This window comes from Acidovorax sp. FJL06, assembly GCF_003852545.1.
Lineage (GTDB): Bacteria > Pseudomonadota > Gammaproteobacteria > Burkholderiales > Burkholderiaceae_C > Acidovorax.
In genome coordinates, this window is record NZ_QAJR01000044.1 from 21,303 (window position 1) to 33,640 (window position 12,338).

Here is a 12,338-nt window from a genome sequence, read left to right on the forward strand (position 1 = left end):
AGTGCCCCCGCGCAAGGGCCGCCAGGCCGCACAAGCGGCGCTTCGTTTGCGTGCACTGGGGGCGTCTCCCTCCCGCTTCGCGCAGCGAGGCGGGAGAGGGGGAAGGCGCGAAGCGACTCAGGGGATGCTTCATCATCTTCCCGCCGCGGCCGTTGCCAGGGCCGACAGGGTTTCGTCCAGGCGCGGCATGTCGGCGGCCTTCATGCTGGCCTGGGCCTGTTGCAGGATCGAGGCCACGTTCTGCGTGCGGCGCGACGCGGGGTCGAAGTACTTGTTCAGCGCGGCCGTGGCAGCGGCCAGGTCGGCGCGCGCCGACTCGAACTGGCGCGCCAGCACACCCAGGCGCGCGTTGAGCAGCTTGAGCTTGAGGTTCTCGCGCAGGAAGAAGGTCTGTTCGGGCGCCAGCAGAATGGCCTCGGGCTGGTCGATGCGGCTCACGCGCACGAGGCCCCGGGCCTCATCGCGCACCACTTCCCAGCCGCGCTGCAGGGTGGCCTGCCACCAGGCCAGGTGGCCCTGGTCGGCGGGTTGGGCGCCCTGCGATGCCGGGGCGGCCGACAGGCGCCGGGTGGCAGCGGCCTGGGCCACGGCGTTTTGCACGGGCAACTCGTCCACCTGGCGCACCAGGTCGTCCAGGCGGGCCAGCAGGCCGGCGGTGTCGGTGACGGTGGCGCGGGTCAGGCGGTCCAGGTCGCGGCCAATGGCGCGTTGCACGGGGGCCAGGCGGGGCTGGGCAGCGCGTTCGATGCGCTGGTTGGCGCTCTTGAGCGCGGCCACCAGGGGCTCCAGGCTGCCGGTGAGCTGGGCCTGTTGCTGGGCGAGGCGGATGGCCGATTCGATGTCCACCACCAGGTTTTCGTCGCGTGAGCGCGACAGGCTTTGCATCAGTTCTTCGAGCTGGCTGCGCTGCAGGGCCACCTCGCTCACCCGGGCTTCGGCCACCGACAGGCGGGCGGCCGTGTCACGCACCAGCTCTTCGGCCTGGCGGGCCATGGTGCGGGCCTCGATGGCCTGCGCGCCCGCGTCGGCGGATTGCCGGGCCAGCTGCTCCTGGATGGCGCTGAGCTTTTGCCACAGCATGCCGCTGCTGACCAGCGCGGCAGCGGCCACGGCGCCCAGCAGCACCATGACCGTGCCGCTGCGCCCGGAGGCTGCCGGGGCCGCTGGCGATGCGCCAGGGGCCGGCACGGGGCTGCCTGCAGGCGCGGCAGCCGGGGCGGCAGCGGGCGCGTGGGGCTGATCGGTGGGAGGCACAGAACTCATGCGGCCGATTCTATCGAGGCCACCACATCTTCCAAGGCGGGACGGCATTCCCGTACCAGGCCAAAGCCCGCTCTGCGCGCGGCTTCGGCGATGCGCGGGTGCGTGGCCAGCGCGTGCGCGGCGCCCCAGTGCTGGGTGGGCAGGGCCTCGGCGAGATGGGCCACGGCCTCGGAGCTGCTCAGCAGCCAGACCGAGCCGTCCTGTGCCGCCTGTTGCGCCAGCGCCACCTCGTCGGCGGAGAACCGGGGGGCACCGCGTTCGTAGACCACCACAAATTCCACCTGGCCGCCGGCCGCTTCGATCTGCCGCGCCAGCCAGTCCCGGCCCGTGCCCTGGGTGTTTTCATGGACGCCCTCGGGCGTGGCGGAGCGCCCGCGCACGATGAGCACGCGGTCCCCGGGCCGGACCTGGGGGCCGACCTGCTGCCACAGGGCTTCGGAGTCGAACTGCGGGGCGTCGAGGGCCGGTCCGTCGATGCATGCATGTGGGACACCGGCCAGCTCCAGCGCGCGGGCCGTGCCGGGGCCGGGGGCCCATGCTCTTGTTTTTGTAGCTGCTTGCGCTTGACTGTTGAGCGCAAGCAGCCGTTCTGGCTGGTAGAAGTAGGCGGCTGCATTGCCGCTGACAAACATCAGGGCGCGGTAGCGGTCTGGCTGCGCGCGGGCCCTGTCCAGCGCCTCTTGCGCGCCGGGGGCGGTGCAGGGGCCAATGGCGATGAGGGGCAGCGCCACGGCCGGAAGGCCGCAGGCCTGGAGCTGCTCTACCCAATGGGCCGCCTCGCGGGCGGGCCGCGTGACGATCACCCGGGGCGAGGGCACGGGGACCTCAGGGGTTGGCGGGGGCCGCGCCCCGCGCACCGCCGGCGCGCAGGCGCTGGGCAATCGCGTCGCCCAGGGCCTCGGCCTGTGCGAGGGTGGCGACGGCGGCGCTGGCCTGCGCGCGCACCAGTGGTGCCTGGCCGTCTGGGTCGCCCCAGGCGGCGTCGAGCTGCAGCATGCCATCGGCCAGCGTGCCGTGCGCCGCCAGGGGCATGGAGCAGCTGCCGCCCATGGCACGGCTCACGGCGCGCTCGGCGGCCACGGTCAGCCAGGTGGCCTCATGCGCCAGCGGGGCCAGCGCGTCGATCAGGTCCTGGCGGTCGCTGCGCACCTCGATGCCCAGCGCGCCCTGGCCTGCCGCAGGCAGCATGGCGGTGGGGGCGAACGTGGCGCGGATGCGGGCTTCGAGCCCCAGGCGCTTGAGGCCGGCGGCAGCGAGCACGATGGCGTCGTACTGGCCCTCGTCCAGTTTTCGCAGGCGGGTGTCGAGGTTGCCGCGCAGCGGCTCGATGGTCAGATCGGGCCGCAGGGCCTGCAGCAGCACCTGGCGGCGCAGGCTGGATGTGCCCACCACGGCGCCCTGGGGCAGGGCGTCCAGGTTCTCGTAGCGGGGGGAAACAAAGGCGTCGCGCGGGTCTTCGCGCTCCATCACGCAGGCCAGGGCAAAGCCTTCGGGCAGCTCCATGGGCACGTCTTTGAGCGAGTGCACCGCGATGTCGGCGCGGCCTTCTTCCAGGGCCACTTCCAGCTCTTTCACGAACAGGCCCTTGCCGCCGACCTTGCTGAGTGATTTGTCCAGGATCTGGTCGCCCTTGGTTGTCATGCCCAGCAACTGTACGCTGTGGCCACGGGCTTCGAGCAATGCTTTGACATGCTCAGCCTGCCACAGTGCCAGGCGGCTTTCGCGTGTGGCGATGACGATGGGGGGGGTTTGCGAGGCGCTCAAGTTCGTAACCTGTTTGTAATTATTCAGGGGCTCAGGATGCTAGCATGCGCCCGCACTGGGGCTGGTGCGGCCTGCGGCCATGCGGGCTCACCGTGCCAGGCCATCCCACCCATCCCGGAGACTCCTGCATGAAACGATCCGACAAGGACCAGCCCCTGATTGACGACATCCGCCTGCTCGGCCGCATTCTGGGTGATGTGATCCGTGAGCAGGAAGGGGTGGACGCCTACGAACTCGTCGAGCAGGTGCGCAAGCTGTCGGTGGCCTTCCGCCGCGACGCCGACCAGGAGGCCGACCGTGCGCTCAAGAAGCTGCTCAAGGCGCTGTCGGGCGACCAGACGGTGAGCGTGATCCGCGCCTTCACCTATTTCAGCCACCTGGCCAACCTGGCCGAAGACCGCCACCACATCCGCCGCCGCGCCGTGCACGAGCGTGCGGGCGACACGCAGGAGGGCAGCATCGAAGTGGCCCTGTCGCGCCTGCGCTGGGCCGGCATTGCGCCCAAGACCATCTCGCAGACGCTGGCCGGCAGCTACGTGGCACCGGTGCTCACCGCCCACCCCACCGAAGTGCAGCGCAAGAGCATTCTGGACGCCGAGCGCGACATCGCCCAGCTGCTGGCCACGCGCGACGACATCCAGGTGCGCGCCCAGCTCTACAACAGCGCCAAGGACGCGCTCACCCCGCGCGAGCTGGCCGCCAACGAGGCGCTGCTGCGCGCCCGCGTGGCCCAGCTGTGGCAGACGCGCCTGCTGCGCTACAGCAAGCTCACCGTGGCCGACGAGATCGAGAACGCGCTCTCTTATTACGAAGCCACCTTCCTGCGCGAGATCCCCAAGATCTATGCCGACCTGGAGAGCGAGCTGGGCCAGTACCCCGTGCACAGCTTTCTGCGCATGGGCCAGTGGATCGGCGGCGACCGCGACGGCAACCCCAATGTCACCGCGCAGACCCTGCAATACGCCCTGGGCCGCCAGGCCGAGGTGGCGCTGCGCCACTACCTGACGGAAGTGCACTACCTGGGCGGCGAGCTGTCGCTGTCGGCGCGCCTGGTGCAGGTGTCGGCCGAGATGGAGGCCCTGGCCCAGCGCTCGCCCGACACCAACGAACACCGCGTGGACGAGCCCTACCGCCGCGCCCTGACGGGCATCTACGCGCGCCTGGCAGCGTCGCTCAAGGACCTGACCGGCGGCGAAGCCGCGCGCCATGCTGTGGCGCCGCAAAACGCCTACGCCAGCGCCGAGGAGTTCCTGGCTGACCTGCGGGTGATCGAGGCATCGCTGCAGTCGCACCATGGCGAGGCCCTGGCCGCCGAGCGCCTGCATCCGCTGATCCGTGCCGTACAGGTGTTTGGTTTTCACCTGGCCACGGTGGACCTGCGCCAAAGCTCCGACAAGCACGAAGAAGTGGTGGCCGAGCTGCTCGCCAAGGCGCGCATCGAGCCCCAGTACGCCGGCCTGCAGGAAGCCGCCAAGCGCGCGCTGCTCATCAAGCTGCTCAACGACGCGCGCCCGCTGCGCGTGGTGGGGGCCGAGTATTCCGCCCACGCCCAGGGCGAGCTGGCCATCTTTGAAACCGCCCGCGTGATGCGCGAGCGCTTCGGTCACGAGGCCATCCGCCACTACATCATCAGCCACACCGAAACGGTGAGCGACCTGCTCGAAGTGCTGCTGCTGCAAAAGGAAGTGGGCCTGATGAACGGCACACTCGATGCCGAGTCGAAGAACCACCTCATCGTGGTGCCGCTGTTCGAGACCATCGAAGACCTGCGCAACGCCGCGCCCATCATGCGCGAGTTCTACAGCCTGCCCGGCGTCGCCGCCCTGGTGCAGCGCAGCGGCGGTGAGCAGGACATCATGCTCGGCTACAGCGACAGCAACAAGGACGGCGGCATCTTTACCAGCAACTGGGAGCTGTACCGCGCCGAGATTGCGCTGGTGGAGTTGTTTGACGAACTGGCCACCAGCCACGGCATCCAGTTGCGCATGTTCCATGGCCGGGGCGGCACCGTGGGTCGGGGCGGTGGCCCCAGCTACCAGGCCATCCTGGCGCAGCCGCCCGGCACCGTGCGTGGGCAGATCCGCCTGACGGAGCAGGGCGAGGTCATTGCCTCCAAATACGCCAACCCCGAGATCGGCCGGCGCAATCTGGAAACCCTGGTGGCCGCCACGCTCGAAGCCACGCTGCTGCAGCCCACCAAGCCCGCCACCAAGGCGTTTCTGGATGCGGCCGCGCAGCTCTCGCTGGCCAGCATGGGCAGCTACCGCGCGCTGGTGTACGAGACGCCTGGCTTTACCGACTATTTCTTCAACTCCACCCCCATCCGCGAGATCGCCGAACTCAACATCGGCTCGCGCCCCGCATCGCGCAAGGCCAGCCAGAAGATCGAGGACCTGCGCGCCATCCCCTGGGGCTTCAGCTGGGGCCAGTGCCGTCTCACGCTGCCGGGCTGGTTCGGCTTTGGCTCGGCGGTCGATGCGTTCGTGAACGCCGAGGGCAAGGACCCCAAGGCCCAGTTGGCGCTGCTGCAGAAGATGTACCGCCAGTGGCCGTTCTTCCGCACGCTGCTGTCCAACATGGACATGGTGCTGGCCAAGAGCGACCTGGCCCTGGCCTCGCGCTATAGCGAACTGGTGACCGACGCGCGCCTGCGCAAGAAGGTCTTCACCGCCATCGAGGCCGAGTGGCAGCGCACGGCCGAGGCGCTGACGCGCATCACGGGCGACAAGCAGCGCCTGACGCACAACACGGCGCTGGCGCGCTCCATCAAGCACCGCTTTCCGTACATCGACCCGCTGCACCACCTGCAGGTCGAGCTGGTGCGCCGCTGGCGCGCGGGGCAGGGCGATGAGCGGGTGCAGACGGGTATCCATATCTCCATCAACGGCATTGCCGCCGGCTTGCGCAACACGGGCTGAGGCCGCGCGTTTTTCCACGCGCTTTCCTGCGCGCTTTGCCACCGGCGCCGGCGCGCGCTAGCATGGATGCCAGGGCGCCGTTGCGCCCTCGGCCAGCCCCTGGCAACAGGCAGGTGCCAGGCTGTCGGTGCGGGGCTGCTGCTGCACGGCGAGCGGCGGCGGGGCCCTGCGGTGCGTCATGGTGGTGGCCCGCCTGCGGGCCGGGAGGCACGGCTTTGGGCATTGATCTGGCGGCCTGGAAGGCGCATCTGTCGCACCGGCTGGAAACCGTGGCGCGCGCGGATGCGATGCGGGCCATCCGCGAGGGGTTGCTGTGGGTGCTGCCCTGCCTCATGGTGTCGGCGGTGTTCCTGGTGCTGTCGGTGCTGGCGCGCGCCCTGGGCCTGCCGCCGGCGGTCGTCGATGTGCTGGCGGGGCTGCATGGCGAGATCAGCCGCATCCTGCCGCTGCTGATTGCCGCTTCGATCGGCTACATGCTGGCCATCCGCCACCGCTTGCCGCGGCTGCCTGTGGCCTTTTTGTGCTTTGTGTACGTGGCGCTGGCGTCGTACCAGCTCAGTGCGCAGCCGCGTGCGGCGGCCACGCTGGTGCTGTTCATCGCGATTGCGTCGCCGCTCGTCAATGTGCCGCTGATGGCCCGGCTGGTGCAGGTGCGCTGGCTGCAGGTGTCGCGGGGGGCGCTGGTCAGCGACAACGTCGAGGATGCGGTGAACATGGTGGTGCCCGGCGTTCTGACCGCCGCATTGCTGGCGGCCGTGCTGGCACTGTTGCAGCAGTGGTCCGGGCTGGCGCAGTGGAGCCTGCCCATGGACATGCTCGACCCCGATCGTCCGTACCTCCATGCCGTCCTGCTCACCGGCATGAACTCGCTGCTCTGGTTCTTCGGCGTCCATGGCTACCATGCCCTGCAGCCCCTGTTCCAGTTGCTGGAGCAGGCGGTGGGCTGGAATGCCATCGAACTGCTGACCGACCAGGTGCCCCAGTACCCGCTGAACGCGGGGCTGCTGGGGGCGTTTGCCTTCATCGGGGGCGCGGGCGGTACCTTGTCACTGGTGTTGGCTGTGCTGTGGCGGGGGCGCAGCCCGGGGCTGCGTTTGCTGGCGGTGGCCAGCCTGCCCATGGCCTTGTTGAATGTGAATGAGCTGCTGTTGTTTGGCATCCCGCTGATCCTGAATCCGCGCCTGCTCATTCCGTTCATCCTGGTGCCGGCCCTCAATGCCTGCCTGGCGCTCGCAGCCGTGCAGGCGGGCTGGGTGCCGATTGCCACGGTGCCTATGCCGCTCAACGCGCCGGTCATTTTCAATGCCTATGTCAGCACCGAGGGCGCCTGGTCGGCCGTGGTGTTGCAGGCCGCGCTGGTGCTGCTGGGGGCCTGCATTTATGCACCCGCCGTCCGGGCGCTGGAGCGCCACAACGAAACCACGGTGCACTTGCCCGGGCTCGACACCACCTTCACGCGGCTGCAGGAGGAGGGCAGCCTGTACGCGCGCGATCCCATCGTGGTGGCGCAGCAGGGCCAGGGCCGCAGGAGGGAGCTGCTGGACCGGGTGCGCCGCATGGGCGACTACGAGTTTTTCCTGGAGTACCAGCCCCAGGTGTCGCCGCGCACGGGCCTGTGCGTGGGGTGCGAGGCCCTGCTGCGGGCCCGCGATTCACAGGGCCGCGTCCAGCTGCCGGGTTCGTTCCTGGTCTGGCTGTCCGATGCCGGGTTGATGAAGGATGTGGACCTGTGGGTGGCCGCTGCGGCCTTGCGGCAGTACCGGCGCTGGCGCAATGCGGGGTTTGAGCTGCCGATCTCCATCAACGTCACGGGGCCCACCCTTATGTCGCCCGCCCACTGCGAGCGCCTGGTGGCGTTGATCGCACCGGCGGCGGGCTGCATCAGCATAGAGATCACCGAGGACGCGCTGGCGGCCGATGTGGCGCAGATGCGCGACGCCATCGCCCGGGTGCATGCGGTGGGCGCCAAGGTGTCCATCGACGACTTTGGCACCGGGTATTCGTCGCTGAGCTATCTGCATGCGTTTGCGGTGGATGCGATCAAGATCGACCGCAGCTTCGTGCTGACCAGCACCGAGCCCCAGGGTGCGCGCGTGCTGGAAGGCCTGCTGCATTTTGGCCAGGGCCTGGGGCTGGGCATCGTGGTGGAGGGGGTGGAGACCGACGGGCAACTGCAGGTGCTGCCCGCTGCCATCGACCTGCGTGTGCAGGGCTGGTACTACAGCCGCGCGCTGGCGGCGGACGACCTGCCCGCGTTTGTGCGGCAGTGCGCGGTGGGAGCGGGGGGCCAGGCGGCGCCCGTGCCTACTGGCCCAGCAGTTCGCCCACCGGCTTGAGGTCTTCCACGCGGTCGCACACGGCTTTCACGGCCATCATCACCGGGATGCCCAGCAGCAACCCCCACAGGCCCCAGAGCCAGCCCCAGGCCAGCACGCTCACGAACACGGCCACCGGGCTCATGCTGCTGGTGCGGCTGGTGAGCCAGGGGGTGAGCAGGTTGCCGACGAGGGTGTGGATGACCAGCGAGGCGCCGCCAACGGCCAGGGCCATGTCCAGGGTGCCGAACTGCAGGAAGGCCACCAGTGCCGACGCCCCCGTGACCAGGGCCGAGCCGATGTAGGGCGCGAGGTTGAGCACCCCGGCCGCCACGCCCCACACCGCCGCGTTCTGCAGGCCCAGGGCCCAGTACGCCAGGCCGGTGGCCAGGCCCACTAGCACGCTGGTGAACACCTGCAGCAGCAAATAGCGCTGGATCTGGCGGGTGATGTCGTCCAGCACACGGGTCGTGACCTTGCGCCGCTCCAGGCTGGTGCCCGCGATGCGCAACAGCTTGTCGCGCAGCAGGTTGCCCGAGGCCAGGGCGAAGAAGGTCAGGAACACCACCACCATGAGCTGCCCCAGGGCCGACATCAGGCCCACGGTACCGCTCCAGAGGTAGTCGCGGATGTTGAAAGGCGGGCGCTCGACAATGACCCGCTGCACGCCCCGGCGTGGTGCTGCCGTGGTGCTGTTCTCGGTGGCCGCCTGCTCGATCTGCGTGGCCGCCCTCTGCATGGTGTCCAGGGGGCTGCTGCCCCCTGCGCGGGCCTTGAGGTTGTCGCGCACCTTCTTCGCGGCCACGGGCAGCGAGTCCACCAGTTGCGCCGCGCCGTCGCTGAGCGACCAGGCGGCACTGGCCAGCCCCGAGACCATGGCCAGCAGCAGCACACCCGCCCCGAGCCAGCGCGGCACATGCCAGCGCCACAGCGCCTCCACCGCTGGCCGCAGGGCCGTGGTGAGCAGCAGGCTCAGCATGATGGGAATGAACACCGCGCTGGCCCAGTGCAGCAGCGCCACGCTGGCAAAAAGCGCCAGCAGCGCCAGCGACAGGTTGCGCACGTCCACGGGCATGTGGAGCATCAAGGGGGCCACGGGCGGCACTGCGATGGCGGGGGACGCCGGTGTGGCCGCTTCGGCGCCAGCGTTTGGCCCTTCGGCAAGTGCGGTGCCGGTTGCGGGAAGGGGCGGCCCCGCGTCTGCATGGGGCAGCGGGATGTCCGGCGGCGGCGTGGGGGTGATGGGGTCGGTCGTCATGGCCCCATCGTAAACAGGCTGCTTGCTGCTCGCTGTTCAACGCGGGGCTGGCCCCACGGTCGTCAGCTCAGGTCAGCACAGGGGCAGGGTGCGCTGCTTGTTCAGCGCGTCCACGGTGCCCAGCATCTGCTGCCAGTAGGTGGGCAGCGCGGACCAGGGCGCTCCGGTCGCCAGGTTGGTGGTGTAGACCAGGCCGGTGTTCATGCGGGGCCGATTGGCATTTTTCACGGCTGTCTGCATGTCGGTGCAGGTGCTGGCCGTGTGCACCAGCATGGCCTGTGCGCTGTTGTCCTTGGCGTAGACCCAGGTGTTGCCAGGCTGGGGGTCGATGTTCGCGTAGGCCGCTGCGTTGCCCGCATAGGTCACCAGCGTGTCGGCGACACCCGCGTAGGCGGCGACCGGGTAGGTGCCCGGGTTGCCGATCACGACGGGGGCGGCAGGCGGTGTTGCGCCGGCGGTCAGGCCGGTGGTCAGCCCCTTCACATGGGTGTAGACCTCCTGGAAATGCGCCACGCGGGAGCTGTCGGTGGCCATGCCGTCCAGGAAGAAGCCGTCGAACAGGCCCGGGTAGAGCCGGATGTAGTTGGTGATGGTGGCCTTGATGTCGGCCACCGACAGCGCGCCGCTGCTGGTCGAGGTGGTGGCGACATAGCCAATCACCCGATTGCTGGTGCCCGAGACGGCCTGGAAGGCCTTGATGGCCTTGGTGAGGTCGGCGTCTTCCTTGGTGTCCGCCGTCAGGACGCCGCTGCTGGGGTTGGCGATGGCGGTGATCTTCACGTCCGGGTAGCTCGTTGCGCCGCTGGTGAGGGTGACCCAGGGCGACGTGGTGCCGGTGGCTGTGAAATAGGCGGGCACCAGCACCTGCAGGGGCTTGTGCGCAGGGCGCACATAGTAGGTGATGGTGTCGGTGGCCGTGTTGGAGCTGCTGATGGCCGTGGCTGCGATCTGGAACGTGGCCGTGGGGGGCAGGCTGCTCACCGTCAGCGTCGTGCTGGCAACGCCGCCCACCGTGGTCGGGGCCACGGGGGCCAGGGTGCCTGCGCTGGCGGGGTTGAGCGTGAACGTCGCGGCGGTGCCGTTGGGGGCCTGGCTGCCATTGACGCTCACGTTGACGGACAGGGGCTCCGACACATTGGGTTCGAGCACGTTGCTGGTGGGCTGGACAAAGCTCACGCCGATGGGCGCGGTCGGCACGGGGGCTGGCGCTGGTGCCGGCGTGGGCGACGGGGCCGGTGTGCTGGCTTTGTCGGTGGCGCCTCCACAGCCCGCCAGAGCAGCGGTCAAGGCCAGCAGGGACGCGAGGCGGTGTGTCGTGTGCAAGGTGTGCATGGTGGTCGTCAGGAGGTTCGTTGTGTGCAGCTATTGTGAGCGCAGGCTGCGGCGCTTCCAAGCGCTGAAAGCGGGGCTTTGGGCCGGAAACACCGCGTTGTTGCGCCGATCGTGGCGGACCGGCGCCGCTACCATGACCCCCATGCCATCCCCCCACCTCCGCATACCCCGCACCGCGGCCCTGCTGGCAGCGGTGCTGCTGACGGCCTGTGGCACCCTGGACGTGCCGCGCGCTGACAACTACCCCGCCACCGGCCAGAAGAAGGCGCGCGCCGTGCACCACTGGGATGTGCTGGCGGGTGACGTGGCCGGGCGCGTGACCGAAAAGATGGCCGCTTGGCCGCAAGGCGAGTACCCGATCCATGTGACGGTCCCGGACAACTCCAGTTTCAATCAGGGCTTTTTGAAGCTGCTGAAGGTGCATCTGCTCAACCGGGGCGTGGTGGTGTCCACGGCGCCCACGGACGTGGAGCTGGAGGTGCAGACGCAGCTGGTGCAGCACCAGGCGGAGGTTCCGCGCAGCCTGCCCATCCCCATGACCGGGACCATTCTGGGAACCGGTGTGGGCGTGCTGCGCGACTGGACCGTGCACTACTCCGACCGCACCTTGCTGCCGGGTGTTGCCACGGCGCTGGGCATTGGTGCTGGCGTGGCTCTGGACATGGCGCATCTCTACACCCAGGGCGCCGCAGCGGGCGGGCCCACGCGCACCGAGGTGCTCATCACCACCACGCTCAAGACCCGCGACCGCTATCTGGCGGGTTCTGCAGACATGTACTACATCGAACGTGCCGACGCCGTGCTCTACCAGCCCGAGCTGCCGCCGCCCCCGCCACTGCCTTCCACACCCGTCAAGACCTGGCGGGTGGTTGCGCCATGAAGCCGGGCCCACGCCGCCCCGTGCCGGGTGCGATCGGGTGGAGCGCCGCCGCCCTCGTGGTGCTGGCCCTGCAGGGCTGCGTGACCAATGCCGTCAACGGGTACTACTACGGGGACCGCGCTGGCGGCGCGCCCCGCTCCGACCTCATCGAGGTCAATGACCGCGCCACCGATGCGCTTTTGCTCAACGCGCCGCTGGATGCCAGCCAGCCGGTGCTGGTGGCCACCCTGGTCAATGTGGACCGGCTGAATGAGTCGTCACGCCTCGGGCGTATCTTTTCCGAGCAGATTGCGGGCCGCATGGTGCAGCGGGGCTTGCGCGTGACGGAGGTGAAGCTGCGCGACAACCTGGTGCTGCACCGCGACCAGGGGGAGCTGCTGCTGTCGCGCGAGGTGCGCGAGGTCAGCCAGGCCCAGAACGCGCAGGCCGTGGTCGTCGGCACCTATGCGGTGTCGGCCTCGGTGCTGTTCATCAGCCTCAAGCTGGTGAACCCGGCGGGCAACCACGTGGTCGCTGCGCACAACTACGCCGTGCCGGTGGATGAGAACGTGCGGACCTTGCTGGTGGGGCGCTGAAGGCCTGATACCCGTTGCGTTCAATAAACAAGA

General features: G+C 69.4%; 9 protein-coding genes. 4 read left to right on the forward strand and 5 right to left on the reverse strand.

What is annotated here, in order from left to right:
• Positions 1 to 132: 132 nt before the first annotated feature.
• From DBV10_RS20600 to hemC, 3 genes are read right to left on the reverse strand one after another with little or no spacing between them, the layout of a single operon-like run.
• A complete protein-coding gene (locus DBV10_RS20600) occupies positions 133 to 1,263 on the reverse strand; it encodes a uroporphyrinogen-III C-methyltransferase (protein ID WP_124515431.1) in 1,131 nt (376 codons plus the stop codon).
• Positions 1,260 to 2,081 (reverse strand): uroporphyrinogen-III synthase, encoded by an 822-nt coding sequence (locus tag DBV10_RS20605; RefSeq protein WP_124515432.1) that lies wholly within the window; start codon positions 2,079 to 2,081, stop codon positions 1,260 to 1,262. Before DBV10_RS20605 ends, DBV10_RS20600 begins: the two co-directional genes overlap by 4 nt.
• A gap of 7 nt (positions 2,082 to 2,088) precedes the next feature.
• Positions 2,089 to 3,027, reverse strand: a complete 939-nt coding sequence (gene hemC, locus DBV10_RS20610) for a hydroxymethylbilane synthase (protein ID WP_124515433.1) — start codon at positions 3,025 to 3,027, stop codon at positions 2,089 to 2,091.
• A 128-nt stretch (positions 3,028 to 3,155) separates the two neighbouring features.
• Here hemC and ppc point away from each other — a divergent pair, with 128 nt between their 5' ends.
• Positions 3,156 to 5,945, forward strand: a complete 2,790-nt coding sequence (gene ppc, locus DBV10_RS20615) for a phosphoenolpyruvate carboxylase (protein ID WP_124515434.1) — start codon at positions 3,156 to 3,158, stop codon at positions 5,943 to 5,945.
• A 287-nt stretch (positions 5,946 to 6,232) separates the two neighbouring features.
• On the forward strand, positions 6,233 to 8,281 hold the full coding sequence (locus DBV10_RS20620) for an EAL domain-containing protein (protein WP_124515483.1): 2,049 nt from the start codon (positions 6,233 to 6,235) through the stop codon (positions 8,279 to 8,281).
• On the opposite strand, the gene DBV10_RS20625 is transcribed toward DBV10_RS20620, so the two are convergent.
• Together DBV10_RS20625 and DBV10_RS20630 are read right to left on the reverse strand one after the other, a co-directional pair.
• Complete coding sequence (locus DBV10_RS20625; RefSeq protein WP_233590005.1) at positions 8,250 to 9,518, reverse strand: AI-2E family transporter; 1,269 nt, start codon at positions 9,516 to 9,518, stop codon at positions 8,250 to 8,252. The two genes, DBV10_RS20620 and DBV10_RS20625, sit on opposite strands and share 32 nt — an antisense overlap.
• A 72-nt stretch (positions 9,519 to 9,590) precedes the next feature.
• Complete coding sequence (locus DBV10_RS20630; protein WP_124515435.1) at positions 9,591 to 10,850, reverse strand: spherulation-specific family 4 protein; 1,260 nt, start codon at positions 10,848 to 10,850, stop codon at positions 9,591 to 9,593.
• Between the two features lie 142 nt (positions 10,851 to 10,992).
• Here DBV10_RS20630 and DBV10_RS20635 point away from each other — a divergent pair, with 142 nt between their 5' ends.
• The gene (locus DBV10_RS20635) at positions 10,993 to 11,730 is read left to right on the forward strand and encodes a hypothetical protein (protein WP_124515436.1); all 738 of its coding nucleotides are present in this window, start codon (positions 10,993 to 10,995) and stop codon (positions 11,728 to 11,730) included.
• The gene (locus DBV10_RS20640) at positions 11,727 to 12,305 is read left to right on the forward strand and encodes a FlgO family outer membrane protein (RefSeq protein ID WP_124515437.1); all 579 of its coding nucleotides are present in this window, start codon (positions 11,727 to 11,729) and stop codon (positions 12,303 to 12,305) included. Before DBV10_RS20635 ends, DBV10_RS20640 begins: the two co-directional genes overlap by 4 nt.
• Positions 12,306 to 12,338 lie beyond the last annotated feature (33 nt).

Bases quoted from the DNA above. Each gene is read 5' to 3' on its own strand.
- DBV10_RS20600 (WP_124515431.1), bottom strand. From the start codon at position 1,263: ATGAGTTCTGTGCCTCCCACCGATCAGCCCCACGCGCCCGCTGCCGCC.
- ppc (WP_124515434.1), top strand. From the start codon at position 3,156: ATGAAACGATCCGACAAGGACCAGCCCCTGATTGACGACATCCGCCTG.
- DBV10_RS20620 (WP_124515483.1), top strand. From the start codon at position 6,233: ATGCGGGCCATCCGCGAGGGGTTGCTGTGGGTGCTGCCCTGCCTCATG.
- DBV10_RS20625 (WP_233590005.1), bottom strand. From the start codon at position 9,518: ATGACGACCGACCCCATCACCCCCACGCCGCCGCCGGACATCCCGCTG.
- DBV10_RS20630 (WP_124515435.1), bottom strand. From the start codon at position 10,850: ATGCACACCTTGCACACGACACACCGCCTCGCGTCCCTGCTGGCCTTG.
- DBV10_RS20635 (WP_124515436.1), top strand. From the start codon at position 10,993: ATGCCATCCCCCCACCTCCGCATACCCCGCACCGCGGCCCTGCTGGCA.
- DBV10_RS20640 (WP_124515437.1), top strand. From the start codon at position 11,727: ATGAAGCCGGGCCCACGCCGCCCCGTGCCGGGTGCGATCGGGTGGAGC.